Here is a 23,317-nt window from a genome sequence, read left to right as displayed (position 1 = left end):
TGATGGGTACCGACGTCCGCACGATCGAGGCCGGCGCGCCGCCGTCCCGGTTCGCTCGGGGCTGGCACTGCCTGGGGCTGGTCGAGCACTTCGCCGACGGCAAGCCGCACGCCGTGCAGGCCTTCGGCACCAAGCTGGTGGTGTTCCAGGGCTCCGACGGTCAGCTCAACGTACTGGACGCCTACTGCCGGCACATGGGTGGTGATCTCAGCCAGGGCACGGTGAAGGGGACCGAGGTGGCCTGCCCGTTCCACGACTGGCGATGGGGCGGCGACGGCCGCTGCAAGTCGATCCCGTACGCCAAGCGGGTGCCGCTGCGGGCGCGCACCCGGGCGTGGACCACGTGCCAGCAGAACAAGCAGCTGTTCGTCTGGCACGACCCGCAGGGCAACCCGCCGCCGCCCGAGCTGGCGATCCCCCGGATCGAGGGCGCCTTCTCCGACGAGTGGAGCGACTGGACCTGGGACTCGGTGCTGATCGAGGGGGCCAACTGCCGCGAGATCGTGGACAACGTGGTGGACATGGCCCACTTCTTCTACGTCCACTTCGCCTTCCCCACGTACTTCAAGAACGTCTTCGAGGGGCACACCGCCAGCCAGTACCTGAACTCCAAGGCGCGGCCGGACGTCAACACCAGCTCCACCTATTCGGGGGCGAACGACCTGGCCACGCGCTCGGAGGCGTCCTACTACGGGCCGTCGTACATGATCGACTACCTGTGGAACGACGTGCGCGGCGCGACCGTGGAGACGGTGCTGATCAACTGCCACTACCCGGTGACGCCCAACTCCTTCGTGCTGCAGTGGGGAGCGATCGTCAAGAAGTTCCCCGGCATCGACGACGCGCAGGCCAACAAGATCGCCGCCAAGTTCGCCAAGAACACCGGCGTCGGTTTCCTGCAGGACGTGGAGATCTGGCGCAACAAGGCGCGGGTGGACAACCCGCTGCTGTGTGAGGAGGACGGGCCGGTGTACCAGCTGCGGCGCTGGTACGAACAGTTCTATGTGGACGTGGAGGACGTCCAGGACGACATGGTGCGGCGGTTCGAGTTCGAGGTGGACACCACGCGGGCCAACGAGGTGTGGCAGCAGGAGGTCGCCGAGAACCTGGCCCGGCGTGGCGGCTGAGCCCGTGCGCGAGTCGGCCAGGTACCTGACCGAGGGGCTGCGGCCGCACGTGTGCGACGGCTGCGGCACCACGGTGCTGGTCAAGAAGAACAGCCTGCAGCACACCAGCGTGCAGTGGCAGACCGACACCTCCGCCTGCCCGCTTCTCGGGCCCTTGGTCGCGGGCTGCCCGGCATTGCGGGACAGCATCGATCGCGCGGTGCGGGACGGGTCGATCGAGGTGCCGTCGGATGACTGAGCCGGTACGCGTCGCCGAGGTGATCGAGGAGACTCCCGACGCCCGATCCCTGGTGTTGGATGCGGACTTCTCCTACGAGCCGGGACAGTTCGTCACGTTCCGGCTGCCGAACGGGCTGGAGCGGTGCTACTCGCTGTCCAGTTCCCCTTACACCGGCGAGAAACCGACCGTCACCGTGAAGCGGATGCCGGGCGGCGAGTGCTCCGGCTGGATGTGTTCCGCCGTCGTGGCCGGGACGGTGTTGGACGCCCGGCCGCCCGCCGGCGTGTTCACCCCGTCGTCGCTGGACCGGGACCTGGTGCTGTTCGCCGGCGGCAGCGGGATCACGCCGGTGATGTCCATCGTCAAGTCGGTGCTGGCCGCCGGCTCGGGGCGGCTGGCTCTGTTCTACGCCAACCGTGATCCTTCTTCCGTGATCTTCGCCGACGAGCTGCGGCGGTTGGCTTTCGAGCACCCGGACCGGCTCCAGGTGACGCACTGGCTGGAGTGCCTGCAGGGCATTCCGTCGGTGGCGCAGCTTGCCGTGTGGGCGGCACCTTTCTCTCGGCGGGAGGCCTTCGTGTGCGGGCCCGGGCCGTTCATGGACGCCGTGGTCTCCGTGCTGCCGTCGGCCCGGGTCGAACGGTTCGACGTCTTCCAGGAGACCATTGCCGACACCGGGTCCTCGTCCACTGTGGAGGTTTCCCTGGACGGCTCGCGCAGGCGATTGGCGTGGCCGTCGCATCGACGGTTGTTGGATGTGCTGCTGGACAACGGGTTGGATGCGCCCTACTCGTGCCGGCAGGGCCAGTGCAGCGCTTGCGCGTGCCGGATCGTGCGGGGCGAGGTTCGCCTGCTGCACAACGAGGTGCTCGACGACGAGGACCTTGCCGAGGGTTATGCCCTGGCCTGCCAGGCCCTTCCCGTGACGGACGAGGTCGAGATCACCTACGAGGACTGACCGGCTTTCACCGGACTACAACGCCTGGCGCGCCTCGGCCAGCAACTCGACCTGCCGGAACCAGTCGCCGCCGGCGAAGCTGACCACCAGCTCCTCCGCCCCGGCGGCGAAGTGGCTGGCCATGCGGTCCGCCGCCTCCGCGCCGACGCCCGTGATCGGGATCGACTCGGCCTGCTCCAGCGGCATCTTGAAGCCGTTGGCCAGGCTGGACACCAGGGCCTGGCGACTGGGCGCGCCGTCGCCGAGCGAGGCCACGACGCCGGTGGTGATGCCGGGCGCCGGGCGGCCGCGCTGCTCGGCGCCGTCGTACAGGATCTGCCGGACGGCGGCCACGGATGTCGGCGTCACCATCGACGGGAACCAGGCGTCGCCGAACTCCAGCGTCCGGCGGATGGCCACCCGGCCGGCACCGCCGACGATCACCGGCGGCATCGGCGAACCCGGCGCCAGGGTGATCGTCGGCGTGCCGGGCAGATGGGCCAGCTTCGTCGGCTTTCCGGTCACCAGGCCGGGAAGCACGGCCAGCGCGGCGTCGGTCAGCCGGCCGCGTTCGCCCTGCGGCACGCCGACCGCCTGCCAGGAGGAGACGCCGTGCGGCGTGCCGCCGGAGCCCACGCCCAGCAGCACCCGGTTGCCGGACAGCTGTTGGAGGGCCGTGATCTGCTTCGCCACCGCCGCGACCGGCCGCAGCGGCAGGATCAGCACGCCGAAGCCGACCCGGAGTCTCTCCGTCACCGCGGCCGCCGTGGTCAACACGATCATCGCGTCCAGCATCGGGGTGCCGGAGCCGACCACGATCTGGTCGCCGGCCCAGACCGCGTCCAGACCATGCTCCTCCGCGTGTCGCGCATACGCGACGACATCGCCCGGACTGCCGCCCCGACCCACGGTCGGCAGGAACACACCGACCCGCACGGCGGCATTCTATCCGGGCATCCGAGCGGTCACCGCGACCGTCGCGTACGGCAGCGTGAACCCGTCGCCGAGCGCCGGCTTCATGGCGGTCAGGATCTCCGCGCGCTGCTCGTCGGTGAGCGGGGTCATGCTGCCGTGCGTGGCGAGCAACTCCAGCCACTCGTCACGGGTGTAGTGGCGTTCCCAGTCGTAGCGCCACTGCTCCGGTTCCTCGAAGCCGGCCTGGCGCAGGCCGTCCGCGGTGAGGTCGAACTGCCCCTGGTACAGGTCGATCATCGACCGGTTGGCGGTGAAGTCGAACGGCGAGTCGGGGACGACGCCCGTGTAGACCTTCGCGAACGCTTCCCCGATCGGCTTCGGCAGGTCGAAGACGTGCCAGAACGCCGCCAGCCGGCCGCCGGGGCCGAGCACCTCGGCGGCCTTGGCCGCGCCCTTGACCGGGTCGACCCAGTGCCAGGCGGTGCCGGAGACCACCGCGTCGAACCGGCGGCCCCGGTCGTCCCAGGTCTCGAAGGTGGACACCTCCGTCTCGACGCCGGTCGTGCGGGCGAAGTCGGCCATCCGGGCGTCCGGCTCGACGCCGAGGACCGTGCAGCCCGCGGCCTGGAACTGCCGGGCCTCGATGCCCGTGCCGCAGCCGACGTCGAGCAGCTTCTTCCCGGGGCTACCGGCGACTATCCGCGTGATCAGGGCATCCGGATAGGACGGTCGGTTCCGGTCGTACCGCTGGGCATCGATCCCGAACGACTCCGCGACCTTCCGGCGCTCCTCCGAAGTGGGCATGCGCCCACCTTAGTGGGCGACCGCCCACTTGGATAGAGTTCTCCCCGTGCCGACCGGCGTGCATATCCAGGACGCTCGCGCGCAGCTGTTCGACGCCGCCGAGCGGGTGCTGCTGCGCGACGGGCCGCACGCGCTGACCAGCCGGGCCGTCACCACCGAGGCCGGGTTCGCCAAGGGTGTGCTGCACCGGCACTTCGAGGACTTCGACGGCTTTCTCACCGAGCTGGTGCTCGACCGCATCGCCCGCCTGTCCGACCTGCCCCTCGTGCCCGGCGCCGGCACCGTCGTCGAGACCCTCACCGACTTCCTGACCGCCGTCTTCTCCTCCGTCGCCGTCGCCATCGTCGCCCTGATCACCTTCCGCGACGACCTGCGCCGGCGGCTACGCGAGATCCGCGGTCCCGGCGTCCCCCTCGCCTCCGAGGCCGCCGCCCTGGTCCACGGCTACCTCCGCGCCGAACGGGACCTCGGCCGCCTCCCCGCCGACGCCGACCTCGACACCCTCGGGCTCACCCTGATCGGCGGCAGCCACATGCTCTTCGCCGACCGCCAGTCCGGCTCGCCCTCCCGCGACGCCGTGCGGCGCATGGTCACCACCGTGCTCCCGTGACCTGGCGCACCAGGTCGGCGGCCACATCCAGCTCCCGCTTCGACCGCCCCGCCCGCTGGCGCTGCGACCGCCGCTAGCCGAGCAGGCCCAGGACGTCTTCGATCGGCAGGTCGGCCCGGTCCTTGGCGGCGTCCCAGCGGCGCATGGTTTCCGCCGAGCCTCGGGCCAGGCCGTCGGGGAGGCCGGCGGCGCGGAGGGTGGCGGCGGCTTCGAGTATCTCCGGAGCCCAGCGCCAGCCGCGGGCGGCCATGTTCGGGTAGGCGTCGACCTGCAACAACGGCCGGGCGTGGAGGCGTTCGGCCTCCGCCAGGAGCTGGTCGCCGACGCCGTGGGCGGCGGCGAGGGCGTGGGAGACGGCCGCCAGGGCCCAGGTCGTCTTCTGGTACGAGGCGTAGGCGATCTTCAGCGCGGAGGCGACGCCGACGTCGCCCGGCAGGACGACGACGTCGAGGGCGGTGCCGGCGAACAGCTCGGGCACGCCGGTCGCGTCGCCGGAGAGGTAGAGCCGGGTGGTGCCGGGCTGCGACGGCGGTCCGCCGATGATGCCGCCGTCGACGACACGGGCGGACGGCAGCAACCCGGCGATCCGCCGCGACCGCTCGGGGGCGATGGCGTTGGCCTCGACGTAGACGCCGGTGAAGCCGGCAACCTCCCTAGCCACGTCCTCGGCGAAGGCGGGTGGACAGATGGAGAGGACGACGTCGGATTCGGCCAGGGCGGAGTCGAGGTCGGGCCGTTCGACCAAACCGGCGTCAAGAGCCCGACGACAGGTGGCGTCGCTGCGGCCGGCGCCGACCCAGAGCACGGTGGCCCCGGCGGACACGGCCTGCCGGCCGACGGCGGCGCCCATCGCGCCGGGATGCAGCAAGGTGACGACGGTCATGGCTCAAGTTCTACCGCCCGCGCAGCTCCAGGGCGATGTCGATGAGCTGGTCCTCCTGCCCGCCGACGAGCCGCCGCTCACCGGCACGGACCAGGATCTCGGGACCGGAGACGCCGTAGCGTTCGGCCTGGCGGTAGGCGTGCCGCAGGAAGCTGGAGTAGACGCCGGCGTAGCCCATGAGCAGGGCCATGCGGTCGAGCCGGCACTCCTGGTCCATCACGGGGGCGACGACGTCCTCGGCGGCGTCGAGGATCTTGAAGAAGTCGATGCCGGTGTCGATCCCCAGCTTGTCGCACACGCCGACGAAGGCCTCGACGGGGGTGTTGCCGGCGCCGGCGCCGAAGCGGCGGGCGCTGCCGTCGATCTGGCGGGCGCCGGAGCGGACGGCGATGACGGAGTTGGCGACGCCGAGACCGAGGTTTTCGTGGCCGTGGAAGCCGACGGTGGCATCGGACCCGAGTTCGGCGACGAGGGCGGAAACCCGGTCGCCGACCTGGTCCATGATCAGCGCGCCGGCGGAGTCGACGACGTACACGCACTGGCAGCCGGCGTCGGCCATGATCCTTGCCTGCCCGGCCAACACCTCCGGCGGCTGGGAGTGGGCCATCATCAGGAAGCCGACGGTTTCCAGCCCACGGTCCCGGGCCAGGCCGAAGTGCTGCACGGAGATGTCGGCCTCGGTGCAATGCGTGGCGATACGGCAGATCCGCGCGCCGTTGTCGGCGGCGACGAGGATGTCGTCCTTGACGCCGACGCCGGGCAGCATCAGGAAGGCGATCTTCGCCCGCCGCGCGGTGGCGACGGCGGTCTTGATCAGCTCCTGTTCCGGCGTGTGGCTGAAGCCGTAGGTGAACGACGAGCCGCCGAGCCCGTCGCCATGGGTGACCTCGATGACCGGAACGCCGGCATCGTCCAGCGCCCCGACGATGTTGCGCACGTCGTCGACGGTGAACTGGTGCCGCTTGGCGTGCGAACCGTCCCGCAGCGAGGTGTCGGTGACACGGACGTCCATCGCTCAGCCCTTCGCCAGTTGCTCGCCGACGCGCGTGGCGGCGGCGGTCATGATGTCCAGATTCCCCGAGTACGACGGGAGAAAGTCGCCGGCGCCCTCGACCTCGATGAACACGCAGACCCGGGCCATGCCGCCGGTCGCGGCGGACGGCGGGTCGAACTGGGGCTCGTCCAGCAGCCGGTACCCGGGCACGTAGCCGGCGACCTCGGCGACCATGTCCCGAATGGACACTGCCACCAGCTCGGTGTCGGCATCCTCGGGGATGGCGCAGAAGATGGTGTCCCGCATGACCATCGGCGGCTCGGCCGGGTTCAGCACGATGATCGCCTTGCCTTTGCGGGCGCCGCCGATCACCTCGATGCCGTGGCTGGTGGTCCGGGTGAACTCGTCGATGTTGGCGCGCGTGCCGGGTCCGGCCGACCGCGACGACACGGTGGCCACGATTTCCGCGTAGCTGACCGGAACCGCGCGTGAGACGGCCTTGACGATCGGGATGGTCGCCTGGCCGCCGCAGGTGATCAGGTTGACGTTCGGGGCGGCCAGGTGCTCGCCGAGATTGACCGGCGGCACCACGTACGGCCCGACGGCGGCCGGCGTCAGGTCGATGGCCTTGATGCCAGCCTTTTCGTAGCGCGGGGCGTTGGCCCGGTGCACGGCGGCGGAGGTCGCCTCGAACACCAGGTCCGGCCGCTCGTCCTGGGCCAGCAGCCAGTCCACGCCCTCCGTCGACGTCCGCAAGCCGTGTTCCCGCGCCTGGGCCAGGCCTTCGCTCGCCGGGTCGATACCGACCATCCACTGTGGATCGACGAGGTCGGAGCGGAGCAGCTTGTACATCAGATCGGTGCCGATGTTGCCGGAGCCGACGATCGCGGCCGTCGCGGTCATGCCACGCCTCCCCATGAGGTCGTCGATGCGAAGGTCAGGGAAACTCGGCCCAGGCCGGTGAAGTCGGCCTGGAAGCGGTCGCCGGCCCGGACGTCGATCGCTTTCGTGCACGATCCGGGAAGCACGATGTTTCCGGCTCGGAGACGAACACCGAAATCGGCGACCCTGCGCGCGAGCCACGCAACGGCGGTGACCGGATTGCCGAGCACGGCGTCGGATCGGCCTTCGGCGACGACTTCCCCGTTACGTCGCAACGTCGCCTCGATCTTGCGAACGTCCACCGCGCCGGGCGGAACCCGGGCCGGCCCGAGCACGAACCCGGCCGAGGACGCGTTGTCGGCGATGGTGTCGGCCAGCCCGATCCGCCAGTCCGCGATCCGGCTGTCGATCAGCTCGATCGCCGGCGCCAGCGCCGCGGTCGCCGCCAGCACGTCCTCCTCGGTGCAGCCCGCGCCCGGCAGGTCCGCGCCCAGCACGAAGCCGACCTCGACCTCCACCCGCGGCTGGCAGTACTTGCGGGCCGGTACCGAATGCCGCTCGTCCAGCGCCATGTCGTCGAGCAGGTGCCCGTAGTCGGGCTCGTCCACGCCCATCATCTGCTGCATGACCAGCGACGACAGCCCCACCTTGTGCCCCAGCACCGGCCGCCCGCGGCGGCGGATGTTGAGCAGCTGGATCTCGTAGGCGTCCACGACGTCGATATCCGGCCAGGTCGAGGTCAACGGCGGAATCGGCACGCGGTCCCGCTCCGCGTCACGAAGCCGGTCGGCCGCCTCGGCACGCTGGTCAGCGCTGAGCACCGGACCTCCTCACCGCCGCGACGTGCCGCCCGGCGCGTCGGCCCGAATACACGCAGTCGGCCAGGGACAGGCCGCTCACGTACGAGTTGGAGCAGATGCCGACGGCGTTGCGGCCGGCGGCGTAGAGGCCGGGAATGGCCGTCCCATCGGCGGAAAGAGCCTCGCCGGTGTTCTCGTCGACGACAAGACCGCCGAGCGTCAGCATGGGACAGGGGTAGCCGATGCTGCGCTTGATGGAGACGTCGATGAGCGAGAACGGCGCCTGCCCCTCGAAGTCCTTGATGGTGACGCCGGTTCGGCGGGCGAGCTCGTCGAGCGAATGAGCGGTTGTTCGGGCCCGACCGAACAGGTAGCGGGTCTGCAGGCGCTGGAACCACGTGGTCTGCCACGGGATCTGACGTTTGGCCTCGGCCAGCGTGGCGCCGTCGACGAGCAGCCACCCCTTGCCGCCGTGCTCGGTGATCATCGCGTGGCCGACGGCGGCGCCGTAGCGGTTGAGGTCGCAGATCTCCTCACCCTGCTGGTTGATCAGCTTCCCCTTCATCAGGGCGCTCGGCGGCGTCACGAACCGCCACGCGGACACGTGATCGAGCTTCGCGGTGGCGGCGCCGATGTCCGCGCCGAGGCGGATGCCGCTGCCGTCGTCACCGAGGGTGCCGAGCGGGAGTCCGCGCCGGTAGGCGGGTGCGTGTTCCCGCATCATCACGGGGTTCGCGACGAAGCCGCCGGCGCAGAGGATCACACCGTCCCGGGCGGAGACGGTGATCTCGGTGCCGTGCCGGCTCTCGATGCGCCGGATGGAGCGATGCAGTCGCCGTCGCAGCGACAGCACGTACAGGCCGGGCTTGGCCGCGAGCTTGCCGAGGAACCGGTGCACCCGCGCGGGAAACCCGGTCAGCTGGCGGCACTGCACGCCAACCACCCGGCCGTTCGGGTCGGTGATCAGCCGCTGTGCGGTGGTGCGCCGCAGGATCCGCACGCCCCGGTCGATCGCGGCCCGCTCCAGGCGTTGGAACAGCAGCTTCCCCGAGGTGCCGCGGCCGGCGGTGCGGTGACCGCGCGGGGCCGGCCGGTCGAACAGCGTCTCGCTGCCGGAGTAGTAGAGGTAGTGCCGGTCGGTCGGGTACGACGTCTTGTACGGGCAGACGCTGGACGCGAAGGGCACGCCCTTGTCCTCCAGCCACGCCAGCATGTCGGGGCTGCCGTCGCAGAAGTCGCGCAGGGTCTGCGGCGTGACGGCGTCGCCGACCTCGTGAGCGAGGTAGTCGTACATGGCGTCGGGCGTGTCGGCGATGCCGGCCTTGGCCTGCTGGGCGGTGCCGCCGCCGGCGTACACCACGCCGCCGGACAGCGCGGTGGCCCCGCCGCCGTCGAACCGGTCGAGCACGATCACGTCCGCTCCCGCGTCGGCGGCCTCGATCGCGGCGCACGCGCCGGCCGCCCCGAATCCGACCACCACGACCCCGGCAAGCACCCGACCTCCCGAGTGGAACGTGTTTCAGTTTCTACCGTCCCCAACCATAGCGTTCCGGGCGTTCTTGTCTATAACCTGTTCTACATGCCAGAGTTCGACACCGTTGTCGTCGGCAGCGGGGCAGCCGGCATGACGGCCGCGCTGACCGCCGCCAGCCGCGGCCTGAGCACGGTCGTGCTGGAGAAGGCCGACCGGTTCGGCGGCTCGACCGCCCGGTCCGGCGGCGGCATCTGGATCCCCAACAACGAGGTGCTCGCCCGGGCCGGCGCCCGCGACAGCGCCGAGGATGCCCGCGCCTACCTGGCGTCGATCGTCGGCGACGACGCGTCGGCCGAGCGGCAGCGCGCCTACCTCGACCACGGCCCGACGATGCTGTCGTTCGTGCTGGCCACCACGCCGCTCCGGCTGCGCTGGGTCACCGGCTACAGCGACTACTACCCCGAGCAGCCGGGCGGCCGGCCGCTCGGCCGGTCCGTGGAGCCGCGCCCGCTGGACGGCCATCTGCTCGGCGACGATCTTCGGCTGCTGGCCAAGCCCTACCTGCCGAGCCCGCTGCCGATCACCGCCGCCGACTACAAGTGGCTGACGTTGATCGCCCGCAACGCCCGTGGTCCCGTCCGCGCGGCCAGGGTCGGGATACGCGGGATCATCGGCCGGCTGCGCCGGCAGCGGTTGTTGACGATGGGGCAAGCGCTTGCGGCCGGGCTGCGGGTAGGACTTCGACGAGCGGGCGTGGACGTCCAGCTCGGCACACCACTGGTTTCGCTGCTGACGGAAGGCGATCGCGTCGTCGGCGTCGTCACGCCCACGGGTACATACCGTGCCCGATATGGGGTGTTGTTGGCCTCCGGCGGCTTCGAGCACAACGAGGCGATGCGGTCGAAGTGGCAGGACATCGGTACCGAGTGGACGGTCGGCGCGCCGACGAACGAGGGCGACGGCATCCTGGCCGGCCAGGAACTCGGCGCTGACGTCGCCCTGATGGACGACGCGTGGTGGGGCCCGTCGATCCCGCTGAGCGGCGGACCGTACTTCTGCCTGTCGGAACGCACCCTGCCCGGCTGCATCCTGGTCAACGGCGAGGGCCGCCGCTTCGTCAACGAGGCCGCGCCGTACGTCGACGCCGTGCATGCCATGCGGGACACGGGAAGCGTGCCGGCCTGGCTGGTCGCCGACCAGCGCTACCGTGATCGCTACGTCTTCGCCGCCGTGCCGCCGCGACGGCCGCTGCCCGGCCGCTGGTACAAGTGCGGCGCCGTGCACCGGGCGCAAACGTTGGCGGAACTGGCATCGGCCATCGGCGCGCCGGCCGACGCCTTGCAGGACACCGTCTCCACCTTCAACGGCTACGCCAGAACCGGCAAGGACCTGGACTTCGGCCGCGGCGACAGCGCGTACGACCACTATTACGGGGATCCGCGGGTCCGCCCCAATCCCAGCCTCGCCGAGCTGGTCAAGCCGCCGTTCTACGCGGTCCGGATCGTGCCCGGCGATCTCGGCACCAAGGGCGGCCTGTGCACCGACGCCGACGGCCGGGTGCTGCGCCCGGACGGCTCGGCCATTCCCGGCCTGTACGCCGCCGGCAACGCCAGCGCCTCGGTGATGGGCCACACCTACGCCGGCCCCGGCGCGACCATCGGCCCGGCGATGACCTTCGGTTACCTTGCGGCGCTTGCCATGTCGGCGGTGAAGGAGCAGTCCGGTGTCCATTGATCCCGAGATCGCCGTCGGCGCGTCGCTGGGCGCCCGTGAGTTCGAGTGGTCGGCCTCGGACGTGATCCTCTATCACCTGGCCCTCGGCGCCACCGAACTGAAGTACGCCTTCGAGCCGCAACTCACCGTGCTGCCGACGTTCGGCGTCGTCGCGCCCACCTTCCACGTGACCGAGCCGCCCACAGTGGTGTTCCCCGGTATCGACATCGACCTCGCCGACACCTTGCACGGCTCGCAGCAGATCACCGTGCACGGCCCGCTGCCCACCAGCGGCAAGGCGCGGGCCACCGGCCGGATCGCCGACGTCTACGACAAGGGCTCCGCCGCCGTGATCGTCACCGAGTTCGAGGTCGCCGACCTCGACGGCACCCCGCTCTACACCATGCGCTCCGAGATCTTCGCCCGTGGCCACGGCGGTTTCGGCGGCCAGCGGGGGCCGTCGGCGAAGACCGCTCCCCCGGACGGCCCGCCGGACGCCGTCCTCGTCACGGAAACGTTGCCGCAGCAGGCCCTGTGGTACCAGCTCTGCGGCGACCGCAATCCGCTGCACGTCGACCCCGAGTTCGCCGCCCGCGCCGGCTTCCCGCGACCGATCCTGCACGGCCTGTGCACGTACGGCATGGTGTACAAGTCCATTGTGGACCACCTCGGCGAGGTGGTCCCCCACTACCAGGCCCGGTTCGCCGGGGTGGTGTTCCCCGGCGACACCCTGCGCACCCGCCTCTGGGACGGCGCCTTCGCCACCTACGTCGACGACCGCCCGGTCCTCACCGGCACCTACACCTCCGGGTGAGGAAGGCCGGCATCGTCGGTCGTGATCGGGAATTCCGCTCGTAGCGTGGTCCCCTGTCCGCGCGGGCTGTCGATGTGGAGCCGGCCGCCGAGCGCCTCGGCGCGATCTTTGAGGCCGAGCAGACCGGTGCCGGCGGCGAGGTCGGCGCCACCGATGCCGTCGTCGTGAACCTCGATCCGGAGGACGTCGTCGGTGATCCCGATGGTGATCGTGATGATGGACGCCTGCGCGTGCTTGACCGCGTTCGTCACCGCTTCGGACACGATGTAGTACCCGTTGATCGCGAGTCGCTCCGGCAGTCGCATGGTGGCAGGCACGCGGAGGTCCACGGGGACGCGGGAGCGCCGCGTCAGGGCCCTGAGCGCGGGAACGAAACCGGCTTCGATGAGGATGGCGGGATGGATGCCACGCGCCATCTCGCGTAGTTCATCCATCGCATCCACCAGTCCGACAGCGATACTGTCCAGTTCCCGGCGCAGTCCGTCGAACCGAGCCGGCACCGCCGCCTGCGTCGCGCGCAGCCGCAGCGTCAGCGAGACCAGACGCTGCTGGACACCGTCGTGCAGGTCGCGTTCGATGCGTCGACGCGTTTGGTCGGCCGTGGCGACGATGCGGGCCCGAGAGGCCGCCAGCTCGGCCCGGGCGTCGGCGTTCTCGATCGCGGTGGCGACGAGCTCGGTGAAACGGGCGATCTGCGACTCAGTGTCCGCGGGGAAGCGCACGTCGCTCTTGACCGATGCGGAGATCACACCCCACAGGCGGCCGGCGACGACGATCGGACAGCCGACCGACGAGCGGATCCCCAGTGCGCGCCACCTCCGCGACCGCGCCCGCCGCGTCCGCGTAGCTGTCGACCCGGACCGGGTTCCCGGTCTCCCGAATGCCGCGCGCGACGCTCGGTCCGTCGAGTTCGACCCGCCCGCCCGCAGACCGGTCGGCAGGCGACCTGCTCCAGCCGGCGATCCCGGTCACCGTCCCGTCCGCCTCGAAGCGCCCCATGTGCGCGAGATCCGCCCGGCAGAGCAGACCGACTTCGCGCGTGACGGCCTCGAAGAGCACCGATGGCGGAACCGACTGTGCGACGAGGGTCGCGACCCGCCGCAACGCGGACTGCTCCTCCGTCAGCCATGCGGATTCCAGTGCCGCTCGCCGCAGTCGTGACGCCAGCTCACCCACCGCCACCGCTGCCACGACCACCGACGTGACCAGGAAGACACCCAATGCCACGGTGCTCCGCCAGTCGGCGATCTCCCATGTGTATTCCGGAGGAACGAACAGGTAGAAGTAGATCCCGACGCTCAGCAGCGCCGTGACCACCGCCAGCCTGGTACCCCACACGAGAGCGACCGGCAGCACCACCGGCATGTAGAGCGTCAACAGGTTCAGTGGCGGAATGAACGGCTCGACGAGCTTGACGACGCTGGACACCGCAGCCAGCATCACCACACTGGCGAGCAGTCCACTCATCCGGTGCGCGGTAGACGACCTTGCCTGGCGTAATGCCATTCCGTCCCTATCCCAGCGCCGCAGGACCGCGCTGCCGTCGACGACCTCAACGACCCCGCCAAGGATCGCTCATGCGCTCGTAAAGCGTCGTTGACCACTACACGCCGGGAGAGCGTGGAACGCAATGCCACCCTGTCCGGGAAGTGACGACAGCGCGGTGACAAAACGCCCAGACAGCCGGGGCTCGCTCCGCGGTAATCGGGTTTTGGCCAGCCCTGGCCAGTGGCGTCACGTCGCCGCCCATGTCGAGGACCGCGTGGCGCTCACCGGTTCTGTTCCGTCTCCCGGAACGGCGTGAGGAAGCCGCCCCCACGGACTGCTATTCGTTGACGGGCGAATCATTCCGTGGGAGGTCCCGATGCGGGAGCAACACGCTGCGGCCGAGGCAATCACCTGGAACCTGCTCACCGGGCCGACCTTCTGGGACTTCTGGCTGGGCCTGGCCGTCGGACTGTGCCACGTGTCCGCCGTGCCCCACCTCGCCGCCGCGTTCGGCTCCACCGGCGAGTTCGAGTCGGATCCCAACGCCCGCAGCAAGTCGGCGCTGCGGCTGCTGCTCACCGTCGCCCGCCTGGGGACCGAGCATCCGACGACGCGGGCGGCGCTGAGCCGGATGAACCAGGGCCATCGCCACGTCCGGCTCACGCGCGACGACGTCCGCTACGGGCTGGCGGTGGTCGCGGAGTACCCGATGTGGTGGGCCGAGCGCTTCGGTCGCCGGCCGTGGTCGGACATCGAGGTGGCGGCCACCATCGCCTTCTACACCAGGCTCGGCCACCACATGGGGCTGCGCGATCTGCCCGGCGACCGCGCCGGCCTACAGCGGCTGATCGAGGACTACGAGCAGGAGCACCAGGATTTCTCGACAACGGGTGCCCGACTGGTCAGCGCACAGCTCACCGACGTCGTCGGCGGCAACAAGCTGCTGCAGACACTCGGCCGCGTCGGGCTGGCCTCCGCCCTCGGCGACCGTACCCGTGTGGCGGTCGGCCTTCCGGTCCTCGGTCCGGCGACGGCCATGATCGCGCGAACCTCGCTCCGCCTGCTCAGCCGCATCATGTCGAGAAGAACGCCGAGCCTGCCCTCCCTGGACGATCGCACGGTGCTCACCGAATCAACCGCAGCAGCACCGGTGCCAGCGTGACGACACCGAGCAGGATGGCCAGCGCGCCGTTGAGCACGAAGACCAACTGTCCCGCGTGGGAGTTCGAGTCGACGGTGAAGACGAGAACGGTGCTCGGCACCGCGACCACCGCGGCCAGCACGGCGCGGACGCGGTCAACCGGTCGGCCGAAGATCTCCACCCCGGCAGCGACCAGCCAGAACAGCACGACGAATCCCGGTCCATGGACGATCAGACCCCAGACCCCGGCCAGTGTGCCGATCCCGCACAGGCCCCAGATCCAGCGCTGGCGCGCCGCACCGACGCCGGTGGCGAAGGACTCGATCAGCCGCAGCCCGACATAGGCCAGCACCTCGTACTCGAACGTGCTGTTCGCCTCGGGGAGGTCGGCCCAGCCGTTCAGCCCCAGCATCACGCTGGCCAGCGCGAACGCGGCCGGCACCACCGTCCGCCAGGTCCACGCCGGTTGCGCCGGCCGGATCTTCACCGGCCGCGGAACCGACGCGGGGTGCGTGTGGGCCGCGCCGGTCGCGACGACGTGGATCTCCAGGCCCGCGACCGTGATCTCGCCACGCAGCGAATGCGCGGGATCCACCGACACCTCGAGGCCGTCCGCCACCGGCCGCACCATGATCCGCGGATCGGTCACCTGCCAGCCGCCGACCCGCGCGAGCGGCGGGCCGTCCAGCCGCAGCAGCCAGCTCGGCCGAGCCCCCGTCAACTCGATCACCCTCGTCGACGGGACCACCACGAGCTCCCGCAGCGCGGCCCGCGCCGCCTCGGCCACCTGCGGCACGTCGCTGCCGGCGATCCGGTCCAGCTCCTTCCTGGCCACCGTTGCCAGCCGAACATCCGTACCCAGCAACAGTTCCCGCAGACCGCGGACCGCGCCGACCCGGGTGAACAGGTTCGGCGCGGCGAGCGCGGCCAGAAGATCGTCGGGCAGCCGCGCGCGGCGCCTGCTCCGCGCCAGGTAGAGATCGCCGGACATCTCGATGTCCTTGGTCGGCGTCTGCGCCGGATTGCGCTCGCGGACGCGGTCGTAGACGTAGTCGTACAGCTCGTCCAGTGACACCAGGCCGTCGCCGTCGAGATCGGCCTCGCCCGTCCGCAGGCCCTCCACCAGGGCCGAGGTGAACACCGACGGTGTCGGCGCGCGGTCGTCGGCGAGTTCGTCGCCCTCGAAGGCGTACTCCATCGAACTGGACGCCGTGATCACCGCCCGGCCCCGGCCGCTGCCCTTGCTGCCGGTCGGAAAGCTGTCCATGACGGGGATGTCGCCAGCCGCTGCGGCCGCGTGTCGCTCGCGGTGAAGTACAGGTCGCCGGACTCGCCTTTCAGGCCGTGACACGACAGGTGCAGCAACCGCACGTCGCCCGGACGGCGGTCCGCGAAGAAGTCCTCGATGCGTGATCGCACCTCGTGCGCCTTCCCGTCGCGCAGGACGTCGACGGAGAAGGCGCCGATCTCCGGATCCGCCAGCACCGCGGCCAACGCCGTGGCGTCCACCGCCGCCGAGCGAAGATCACGCAGAGCGTCGTGCTCGTACGCACCGGTGGCGATGATCAGTGCTTCGCGCCGATCGACCATGACCGCTCCTGGCGTTCGGGGAATCCGCCCGAAGATCGCCGCAACCGGCCTCGACGTTAACGCCAGTGCTCCCGAAGCAGTGCCAGGTCCTCGGCCCGCATGGACTTCGCGTGCCCGGGTCGCGGGGTCAGCGGCTGCCGGAACAGCTCGACCGACACCGACTCCAGGCCGAGCCGGATGGCGACGGCGATGCGATGGTTGCCGTCGAGCGTGGCGAACTCCTCGTTGAAGCCGAGGCTGAGCGGGGTCAGGATGCCGCGCGTGCCGATGTCGGCGGTGAGGTTGTCGAGGTGGCGCGGGGTGTCGACGAGGGCGGAGCCGACGAGCTCGCGGTCGACGGCCCGGTACCTGGCAACCAGTTCCGTCGGCAGGTGGACCGGCATCACCGGTCCCGGGTCAGCACGAGACCGCTGGTCGGCACGCCGGTGCCGGCGGTGACGACGACGTTCTCCACGCCACGGACCTGGTTCACGGAGCTGCCCCGGATCTGCCGGACAGCCTCGGCGATGCCGTTCATGCCGTGAATGTACGCCTCGCCGAGCTGGCCGCCGTGCGGATTGAGCGGCAGCGTGCCGGTGAGCCCGATCCGCCCGTCGGCGATGAACTCCTTGGCCTCGCCGCGGCCGCAGAAGCCGAGCTCCTCCAACTGGATCAGCACGTACGGGGTGAAGTGGTCGTAGAGCACGGCGACGTCGATCTCGTCGGGCCCGAAACCGGCCTGCCGCCACAGCTGCCGCCCGACCAGGCCCATCTCCGGCAGGCGGCTCATCTCGTCCCGGTAGTAGCTGCTCATGACGTACTGATCGGCGGAACTTCCTTGCGCGGCAGCGGCGACGAGGGCCGGCGGCTGCGCGAGGTCGCGGGCCCTGGCCACGGAGGTCACCACGATGGCCACGGCGCCGTCGCTCTCCTGGCAGCAGTCGAGCAGGTGCAGCGGCTCGGTGATCCACCGCGAAGCCTGGTGTTCCTCCAGGGTGATCGGCCGCCCGTGGAACCACGCCTTCGGGTTGGTGGCGGCGTGTTCCCGCATGGTCACGGCGACACGGCCGAAATCCTCGCTGCTGGCCCCGAATTCGTGCATGTACCGCCGCGCGACCATCGCCACGGTCGAGGCCGGCGTGCCCAGACCCATGGGGTACGACCAGCTGTTGTCCACCCCGGACGAAGTCGGCGCGGCGGCCGCGGCCGTGGCGAACTGCCCGAACCGGTGCCCGGAGCGCTCGTTGAAGGCCCGGTAGCAGACCACAACCTCGGCGATTCCGGTCCCGACGGCCATCGCCGCCTGTTGCACGGTCGCGCAGGCCGCGCCGCCGCCGTAGTTGATGCGGCTGAAGAACGTCAGCTCGGGGACTCCGAGTTCCCGGGCGACGGCGATCTCGGCGTTGCTGTCCATGGTGAACGACACGAGTCCGTCCACATCGGACGCCTTGAGTCCGGCGTCGGCCAGTGCCGCCGACACGGCCTCCACGGCGAGGCGGAGCTCGCTGCGACCGGAGTCCTTGGAGAACTCCGTCGCCCCGATGCCGGCGATGGCGGCGGTCACGGGAGCACCACCTCGACCGTGCCGGTGACGTGATCACCGAGGCTGTTCCGGCCGACCACCCGCACGGTCGCCTCGGCTCCGTCCCGTGCGGTCACCTGTCCGCTGAAGGTCAGCGTTTCCCCGGCGTAGCAAGGGACTCCGAGCTTGATGGAGACCTTGCGGACGAAGGCGTCCGACCCGGCCCAGTCGGTGACGAACCGCTGCACCAGGCCGGTGGTGGTGAGGATGTTGAGGAAGATGTCCTTCGATCCCCGCTGCACGGCCTTGTCCCGGTCGTGGTGCACGTCCTGGAAGTCCCGCGTCGCCAGCGCCGTGCTGATCACGAACGTGGGTGTGACGTCGATGGTGAGCTCCGGCAGGCTGGTCATCGAACCTCCCAGGCCGGCAGGGTGAACTCGCCGGACGACACGAACCGGACCCGCACCGGCAGCCCGATCTTGACCTGCTCCGGCTCGACGTCCAGCAGCTCGCCGAGCATGCGCACACCCTCCTCCAGCTCCACCAGGGCGACGACGAACGGCGTCCGCTTGCCGGGCACCTGCGGATGGTGGTGCACGACGTAGCTGTACACCTCGCCGAGTCCACTTGAGACGATGTGTGTCGGGTCCAAGGCGTTGCAGCGCGGGCACATCGGGCCCGGCGGGTGCCGCAGGGCACCACACGCCGAGCACTTCTGGATCCGCAGCTCGCCGATGCGGGTGCCGGCCCAGAAGAACTCCGTGTCCCGGCTGACCATCGGCGCCACGGACGCCGTGACCGCCGGCTTCGGCTTGAACTTCAGGATCCGGAACATCATCTCGGCCACGGGCTCATCGCCGACCCGCCACGTGCTGCGGGTGGTGACGAACCAGCCCTCGCCCAGAGCGGTCTGCTTCGGGCCGACGACGTCCTCCAACCGGCTGGTCACCGCAAGCCGCTCCCCCGGCTTGAGCAGCCGGTGGTAGGTCTGCTCGCAGTTGGTGGCCACGACCGACGTGTAGCCGGCGGCGTCGAGCACCTCGCTCATCCGGCCCAGCGGATCCTCGTCCGGCTCGGGGTGCAGCCCCCGCATGGTCCACACCTGGACCATCGCCGGCGGCGCGACGGCCGGATAGGCGGGGTTGGTGTCCCCCAGTGCCTCCGTCCAGTTGTTGATCATCGGCTCGTTCACCGGGTCGCGGGCGATCCGCGGCCGGCACTCGCCGGCCTCGCGCATCTCCCACGCCGCGGCGGCAATCCCCTCGGCCGCAGTTCCCCCGCCGGCGCCGGCTCCCGCCGCGACAGCTCCCCTGCCGGCGACTCCGCCGGCGGTCATCGCGGCACCCTCGGCAGGCCGAGCCCGGCGGTGGCGATCAGTTCCCGCTGCACCTCGTCCACGCCGCCTCCGAAGGTCAGCACCAGGTTCCGCTTGGCCTGCACGTCCAGCCAGCGCACCAGGTCCGCGGTGTCCCGGTCGGCCGGGTCGCCGTGCCGGCCGACGATCTCCTCCAGCTCGGCGGTGATCGTCTGGGTGCGGCCGGAGGCGAAGACCTTGGTCGCGGACGCGTCGGCGATCCGGTCCATGCCCGTCGACTCGGACCCGGCGACCTGCCAGTTCAGCAGCTCGTTCACCCGCACGCAGGCTCTGACCCGGGCCAGCGTGGTGGCGACGTCCACATGGGACAGAAGGTCGTGCTTGGCCGCCCACTCGTGCACACGGTCGTGCAGCGCGGCCATCCGGCCGGCGGGGCCGAGCATGACGCGCTCGTGGTTGAGCTGGGTCGTGATCAGCCGCCAGCCGGCGTTCTCCTCGCCGACCAGCCTGGTCACCGGGACGCGAACGTCGTTGTAGTAGCTGGCGTTCACGTGGTGCGCGCCGTCGCAGGTGATGATCGGCGTCCACGAGAAGCCGGGGTCCGTGGTGTCGACGATCAGGATGGAGATGCCCTTGTGCTTGGGCGCGGCCGGATCGGTCCGGCAGGCCAGCCAGACGAAGTCGGCGTCGTGCGCGCCGGTGGTGAAGATCTTCTGCCCGTTGACGACGTACTGGTCACCGTCCCGGATCGCCTTGGTACGCAGCGAAGCCAGGTCGGTGCCGGCGTTCGGCTCGGTGTAGCCGATGGCGAAGTGCAGGTCGCCGGCGAGGATTCGGGGCAGGAAGTAGGACTTCTGCTCGTCGGTGCCGAACGCCTGCAGCGTCGGCCCGACGGTCTGCAGCGTCACGTACGGCAGCGGCACGTCCGCCCGCGCCGCCTCGTTGACGAAGATCTGCTGCTCGATCTCGCCGAAGCCGCGGCCGCCGTACTCCACCGGCCAGCCGACGCCGAGCCAGCCGTCCCGCCCCATGCGCTTGACGACGTCCCGGTAGATCTCGCCGTGCCGCACGGTCAGCATCGCCTCGCGCTCGGCCGGCGTCAGCAGGCCGGAGAAGTACGCGCGCAGCTCGTCGCGGAGTTTCCGTTGCGCGGCGGTCAGTTCGATGTGCACAGCGCCTCCAGCCGGTGCCGTGCGCCGCCGATCGAGCGCACCAGGTCCTTGGCGAGCGAGTAGTAGCGGTGCAGCGGGTACGTGACGTCGAGGCCGAGGCCGCCGTGCAGGTGGTGACACGTTCTGATGGCCGGCAGGAGTTCCTCGGCCACCCAGTGGGCGGCGATGTCCACATCGGACTCGGCGTCGAGGCCCTCGGCCAGCCGCCAGCACGCGGACCAGGTGGCCAGGTGCAGGGTCCGCGCGGAGATGTAGACGTCGGCGATCTGTTGCGCGACGGCCTGGAAGGTCGCCAGCGGCCGGCCGAACTGCTCGCGGGTGGCGACGTGCTTTCGGGTCAGTTCCAGCACCGCGGCGAGGGCGCCGTCGGCGGTCGCACAGGCCCCGGCGAGGGCCAGTCTGTGCAGGTCAGCCAGCCCGTCGAAGGTCCGTTCGTACGGGACGTCGACGAGGTGCAGGCTGAACTCGGGGTTGCCGGTGGAAGTGGGGGCGGGATTTGGCGTGACACCGGGAGATGCCGGGTCGACGAGTGCGACGGCGGCACCCTCGTCGGTGGTCACCGGCACGAGGATCCGATACGCCCCGACGGCGTCCGGCACCCCGATCTTCACCCCGTTGATCACGCCGCCGCGGGCCGTGGTGCGCGGCCGCGACGTCATGGGATCGGACGGTTCGTGCAGCGCGGCGGTCACGCGGCTGCCGTCCGGCACCTCGATGCCGTGCCGGGCCAGTGGCAGCACGCCCAGCGCGAGTCCGGACAGCGGCGTCGCCGCCCGGCCCGCCTCGGTCAGCACGACCATCGCGCTGAGCACGTCCATGTCCGGCGTGACCAGCGTGCTCCAGGCGGCCTCGGGGGCGTCACGGAACACGTCGGCGGCCACCTCGCGGAGGGTGACCCGCGTGTCGTCGAGCGTGAAGTCCACCCGCACCCCCTAACTGGAACGTGTTCTAGTTCTAGCGCAGTGTCATGCCCTGGGCAAGCCCAGCAGCCGCTCGCCGGCCAGCGTGAGCAGCACCTGCTCGGTGCCGCCGGCGATGCTCAGGCAGCGGGTGAGCAGGAACTCGTGGCTGCGCTCGCCGGCGATCGCGCCGAGCGGCCCGTCGAGGTCCAACGCCGTCTCCGCCACGTTCTGCCGGTGCCGGACGCCGACCAGTTTGCGCACGCTGGAGGCCGCGCCGGGGTCGAGGTCGGCGAGCTTGCGCAGCGTGGCGCGCAGGTCGAGCAGCGACATCGCCAGCCCGTCGGCGACCAGCGCGCCGACCCGTTCCGTCGGCTCGGCAGTGGCCAGAACACGTTCCACTTCCTCGCCGATGGACGAGCCGTTGCTCATCGCCACCCGCTCGTTGGCCAGGGTCGTCCGGGCCAGCTTCCAGCCGCCGTCGACCGCGCCGACCACGTACTCGTCGGGCACGAACACGCCGTCCAGGAACACCTCGTTGAACACGGCGTCGCCGGTGATCTCCCGCAGCGGCCGGATGTCGATGCCGGGTGTGCGCATGTCGACCAGGAAGTACGTGATGCCACGATGTTTGGGCACGTCGGGATTGGTGCGGGCGAGGCAGATCGCCCAGTCGGCCTCGCGGGCCAGCGACGTCCACACCTTCTGGCCGGTGATCCTCCAGCCGCCGTCGACCCGTTCCGCCCTGGTGCGCAACGAGGCCAGGTCGGAGCCGGCGCCGGGCTCGCTGAACAGCTGGCACCAGGTGATCTCGCCGCGCAGCGTCGGCCCGGCGAACCGCTCGCGCTGCTCGTCGGTGCCGTGCGCGAGGATCGTCGGCACCGCCCACCAGCCGATCACCAGGTCGGGCCGTTCGACGCCGGCGTTGTCGAGCTCCTCGTCGATGATCAGCTGCTCGGTCGGGCCGGCGTCGAGGCCGTACGGGCGGGGCCAGTGCGGGGCGAGAAAACCGCTGTCCGCCAGCTCCTTCCGCTGGTCAACGGCGTTCACGATGGCCTGGACCTGGCGCTTGATATCGGAACGGTCGGCGTCGATCTTCAGCGTCAGGGTCCGGCGGCTGCCGGCCTTGGCGAACTCGGCGACGCGGCGGCGCCAGCGGGCGGTGCCGCCCAGCAGCTGCCGGGTGGAGATGGCGCGGCGAAGGTAACGGTGGGCGTCGTGCTCCCAGGTGAAGCCGATGCCACCGAGCACCTGGATGCAGTCCTTGGCGTTCGCCACGGCGGCGTCGATCGCGATCGCGGCGGCCGCGGCGGCGGCCAGCGGAAACTCGGTCGGTTCCTGGTCGTAGGCGCGGGCGGCGTCCCAGGCGACGGCGGCGGCCCGCTCGGACCGGCACAGCATCTCCACGCACAGGTGCTTGACCGCCTGGAAGGCGCCGATGGGCTGGCCGAACTGGGTGCGGATCTTGGCGTACTCGACGGCCGTGCGCAGGCACCAGTCGGCGATGCCGGCGGCCTCGGCGGCGGCCAGGGTGGCGAGGATGTCCTCGACCGGCAGCGGTCCCAGCCGCTGCTCTTCGGTGATCGTGCCCACCCGCGGAAACCCGATGGGGCGGCCGAGGTCCACGGGGTCGGCGGGGTCGATACGGACGTCCTCGACGAGCGCCCAGTCGTCACCGTCCCTGACCAGCATGGGCCCGGATTCGCCCAGGGCAACGGGTCCACAGTGGACGGCGACGGCGGTGCTGCCGTCGGCGATGCCGGGCAGGAGCTTCGCGGCGAGCGGGCGGTCGGGCACTCCGGCCAGGGCGACGGCGGCGACGAGGGTGGGCAGGACGGGGCCGGGGGCGAGGAGCTCGGCCGCCGCCTCGACGGCGACGGCCAGGTCGGCGACCGGGTTGCCGAGGCCGCCGACGGCCTCGGGCAGGACCAGGCCGAACAGGCCCAACGCTGCGAGGTCCGACCAGGCCGCGCCGGCCGACAACACGGCCTCACGGAGCTGTCGTCCACCGTCATCGATGACCATCGACATCGGCCGA

25 protein-coding genes are annotated in these 23,317 nt (G+C 70.8%); 7 read left to right on the top strand and 18 right to left on the bottom strand.

The features are described 5' to 3' along the window. Positions 1 to 2: 2 nt before the first annotated feature. Genes BJ998_RS33405 through BJ998_RS33395 form a run of 3 tightly spaced genes read left to right on the top strand, consistent with a single transcriptional unit; the run spans position 3 to position 2,305 of the window. Positions 3 to 1,127 (top strand): 3-ketosteroid-9-alpha-monooxygenase, oxygenase component, encoded by a 1,125-nt coding sequence (locus tag BJ998_RS33405; protein WP_184867300.1) that lies wholly within the window; start codon positions 3 to 5, stop codon positions 1,125 to 1,127. Continuing rightward, positions 1,117 to 1,365: a hypothetical protein gene (locus BJ998_RS33400; RefSeq protein WP_184867299.1), complete on the top strand. Its 249-nt coding sequence runs from the start codon at positions 1,117 to 1,119 to the stop codon at positions 1,363 to 1,365. Before BJ998_RS33405 ends, BJ998_RS33400 begins: the two co-directional genes overlap by 11 nt. Beyond that, entirely contained in the window at positions 1,358 to 2,305 is a 948-nt protein-coding gene (locus BJ998_RS33395) for a ferredoxin--NADP reductase (RefSeq protein WP_184867298.1), read from the top strand. The genes BJ998_RS33400 and BJ998_RS33395 overlap by 8 nt, the downstream gene beginning before the upstream one ends. A gap of 15 nt (positions 2,306 to 2,320) precedes the next feature. On the opposite strand, the gene BJ998_RS33390 is transcribed toward BJ998_RS33395, so the two are convergent. Both BJ998_RS33390 and BJ998_RS33385 read right to left on the bottom strand, forming a co-directional pair. Continuing rightward, on the bottom strand, positions 2,321 to 3,220 hold the full coding sequence (locus BJ998_RS33390) for an LLM class flavin-dependent oxidoreductase (RefSeq protein ID WP_184867297.1): 900 nt from the start codon (positions 3,218 to 3,220) through the stop codon (positions 2,321 to 2,323). Positions 3,221 to 3,229: 9 nt separating this feature from the next. Beyond that, the gene (locus tag BJ998_RS33385) at positions 3,230 to 4,003 is read right to left on the bottom strand and encodes a class I SAM-dependent methyltransferase (protein WP_184867296.1); all 774 of its coding nucleotides are present in this window, start codon (positions 4,001 to 4,003) and stop codon (positions 3,230 to 3,232) included. Between the two features lie 46 nt (positions 4,004 to 4,049). Here BJ998_RS33385 and BJ998_RS33380 point away from each other — a divergent pair, with 46 nt between their 5' ends. Further along, positions 4,050 to 4,613: a TetR/AcrR family transcriptional regulator gene (locus tag BJ998_RS33380; RefSeq protein WP_184867295.1), complete on the top strand. Its 564-nt coding sequence runs from the start codon at positions 4,050 to 4,052 to the stop codon at positions 4,611 to 4,613. A gap of 73 nt (positions 4,614 to 4,686) precedes the next feature. Here the strand turns inward: BJ998_RS33380 and BJ998_RS33375 are convergent, their stop codons facing one another. Genes BJ998_RS33375 through BJ998_RS33355 form a run of 5 tightly spaced genes read right to left on the bottom strand, consistent with a single transcriptional unit; the run spans position 4,687 to position 9,667 of the window. After that, on the bottom strand, positions 4,687 to 5,496 hold the full coding sequence (locus BJ998_RS33375; protein WP_184867294.1) for an NAD(P)-dependent oxidoreductase: 810 nt from the start codon (positions 5,494 to 5,496) through the stop codon (positions 4,687 to 4,689). Positions 5,497 to 5,506: 10 nt separating this feature from the next. Then, a complete protein-coding gene (gene dmpG, locus BJ998_RS33370; RefSeq protein ID WP_184867293.1) occupies positions 5,507 to 6,508 on the bottom strand; it encodes a 4-hydroxy-2-oxovalerate aldolase in 1,002 nt (333 codons plus the stop codon). Between the two features lie 3 nt (positions 6,509 to 6,511). Then, positions 6,512 to 7,393 carry an acetaldehyde dehydrogenase (acetylating) gene (locus BJ998_RS33365; protein ID WP_184867292.1) on the bottom strand — a complete coding sequence of 294 codons (882 nt, stop codon included), beginning with the start codon at positions 7,391 to 7,393 and terminating at the stop codon, positions 6,512 to 6,514. Next, positions 7,390 to 8,193: a 2-keto-4-pentenoate hydratase gene (locus BJ998_RS33360; RefSeq protein WP_184867291.1), complete on the bottom strand. Its 804-nt coding sequence runs from the start codon at positions 8,191 to 8,193 to the stop codon at positions 7,390 to 7,392. Before BJ998_RS33360 ends, BJ998_RS33365 begins: the two co-directional genes overlap by 4 nt. Continuing rightward, positions 8,180 to 9,667, bottom strand: coding sequence for an FAD-binding protein (locus BJ998_RS33355; protein ID WP_184867290.1), 1,488 nt, complete (start codon positions 9,665 to 9,667; stop codon positions 8,180 to 8,182). Before BJ998_RS33355 ends, BJ998_RS33360 begins: the two co-directional genes overlap by 14 nt. Positions 9,668 to 9,751: 84 nt before the next feature. Between BJ998_RS33355 and kstD the strand changes: the two genes are divergently transcribed. Both kstD and BJ998_RS33345 read left to right on the top strand, forming a co-directional pair. Then, on the top strand, positions 9,752 to 11,380 hold the full coding sequence (kstD, locus tag BJ998_RS33350; protein ID WP_184867289.1) for a 3-oxosteroid 1-dehydrogenase: 1,629 nt from the start codon (positions 9,752 to 9,754) through the stop codon (positions 11,378 to 11,380). Beyond that, the gene (locus BJ998_RS33345; protein WP_184867288.1) at positions 11,370 to 12,173 is read left to right on the top strand and encodes a MaoC/PaaZ C-terminal domain-containing protein; all 804 of its coding nucleotides are present in this window, start codon (positions 11,370 to 11,372) and stop codon (positions 12,171 to 12,173) included. Before kstD ends, BJ998_RS33345 begins: the two co-directional genes overlap by 11 nt. On the opposite strand, the gene BJ998_RS33340 is transcribed toward BJ998_RS33345, so the two are convergent. Both BJ998_RS33340 and BJ998_RS33335 read right to left on the bottom strand, forming a co-directional pair. Next, positions 12,158 to 12,949, bottom strand: coding sequence for a sensor histidine kinase (locus BJ998_RS33340; RefSeq protein WP_312890587.1), 792 nt, complete (start codon positions 12,947 to 12,949; stop codon positions 12,158 to 12,160). The two genes, BJ998_RS33345 and BJ998_RS33340, sit on opposite strands and share 16 nt — an antisense overlap. Then, positions 12,873 to 13,640, bottom strand: a complete 768-nt coding sequence (locus BJ998_RS33335) for a DUF4118 domain-containing protein (RefSeq protein WP_184867286.1) — start codon at positions 13,638 to 13,640, stop codon at positions 12,873 to 12,875. Before BJ998_RS33335 ends, BJ998_RS33340 begins: the two co-directional genes overlap by 77 nt. A 397-nt stretch (positions 13,641 to 14,037) precedes the next feature. On the opposite strand from BJ998_RS33335, the gene BJ998_RS33330 reads away from it, so the two are divergent. Beyond that, the gene (locus BJ998_RS33330; RefSeq protein WP_184867285.1) at positions 14,038 to 14,823 is read left to right on the top strand and encodes an oxygenase MpaB family protein; all 786 of its coding nucleotides are present in this window, start codon (positions 14,038 to 14,040) and stop codon (positions 14,821 to 14,823) included. Here BJ998_RS33330 and BJ998_RS33325 read toward each other — a convergent pair. The 9 genes from BJ998_RS33325 to BJ998_RS33285 all read right to left on the bottom strand — a co-directional run bounded on the left by BJ998_RS33325 (position 14,786) and on the right by BJ998_RS33285 (position 23,310). Beyond that, positions 14,786 to 16,069, bottom strand: coding sequence for a hypothetical protein (locus tag BJ998_RS33325; RefSeq protein ID WP_184867284.1), 1,284 nt, complete (start codon positions 16,067 to 16,069; stop codon positions 14,786 to 14,788). The genes BJ998_RS33330 and BJ998_RS33325 overlap by 38 nt on opposite strands. After that, positions 16,018 to 16,392: a caspase family protein gene (locus BJ998_RS33320; protein WP_184867283.1), complete on the bottom strand. Its 375-nt coding sequence runs from the start codon at positions 16,390 to 16,392 to the stop codon at positions 16,018 to 16,020. The genes BJ998_RS33325 and BJ998_RS33320 overlap by 52 nt, the downstream gene beginning before the upstream one ends. A gap of 56 nt (positions 16,393 to 16,448) precedes the next feature. After that, entirely contained in the window at positions 16,449 to 16,775 is a 327-nt protein-coding gene (locus BJ998_RS33315; RefSeq protein ID WP_184867282.1) for a ParB N-terminal domain-containing protein, read from the bottom strand. Next, on the bottom strand, positions 16,775 to 17,935 hold the full coding sequence (locus BJ998_RS33310) for a lipid-transfer protein (RefSeq protein ID WP_184867281.1): 1,161 nt from the start codon (positions 17,933 to 17,935) through the stop codon (positions 16,775 to 16,777). Before BJ998_RS33310 ends, BJ998_RS33315 begins: the two co-directional genes overlap by 1 nt. Continuing rightward, the gene (locus BJ998_RS33305) at positions 17,932 to 18,303 is read right to left on the bottom strand and encodes a MaoC family dehydratase (protein ID WP_184867280.1); all 372 of its coding nucleotides are present in this window, start codon (positions 18,301 to 18,303) and stop codon (positions 17,932 to 17,934) included. Before BJ998_RS33305 ends, BJ998_RS33310 begins: the two co-directional genes overlap by 4 nt. Continuing rightward, positions 18,300 to 19,130, bottom strand: coding sequence for a bifunctional MaoC family dehydratase N-terminal/OB-fold nucleic acid binding domain-containing protein (locus BJ998_RS33300; protein ID WP_246489764.1), 831 nt, complete (start codon positions 19,128 to 19,130; stop codon positions 18,300 to 18,302). Before BJ998_RS33300 ends, BJ998_RS33305 begins: the two co-directional genes overlap by 4 nt. 95 nt (positions 19,131 to 19,225) lie before the next feature. Then, complete coding sequence (locus BJ998_RS33295) at positions 19,226 to 20,380, bottom strand: acyl-CoA dehydrogenase family protein (protein WP_184867278.1); 1,155 nt, start codon at positions 20,378 to 20,380, stop codon at positions 19,226 to 19,228. Next, a complete protein-coding gene (locus tag BJ998_RS33290; protein WP_184867277.1) occupies positions 20,365 to 21,303 on the bottom strand; it encodes an acyl-CoA dehydrogenase family protein in 939 nt (312 codons plus the stop codon). The genes BJ998_RS33295 and BJ998_RS33290 overlap by 16 nt, the downstream gene beginning before the upstream one ends. Before the next feature lie 42 nt (positions 21,304 to 21,345). Continuing rightward, positions 21,346 to 23,310: an acyl-CoA dehydrogenase family protein gene (locus BJ998_RS33285; RefSeq protein WP_221338205.1), complete on the bottom strand. Its 1,965-nt coding sequence runs from the start codon at positions 23,308 to 23,310 to the stop codon at positions 21,346 to 21,348. Between the last annotated feature and the right edge of the window lie 7 nt (positions 23,311 to 23,317).

The sequence above is a fragment of the Kutzneria kofuensis genome (genome assembly GCF_014203355.1).
Taxonomy (GTDB): domain Bacteria; phylum Actinomycetota; class Actinomycetes; order Mycobacteriales; family Pseudonocardiaceae; genus Kutzneria; species Kutzneria kofuensis.
This window is presented reverse-complemented; position numbering and strand designations above follow the sequence as displayed.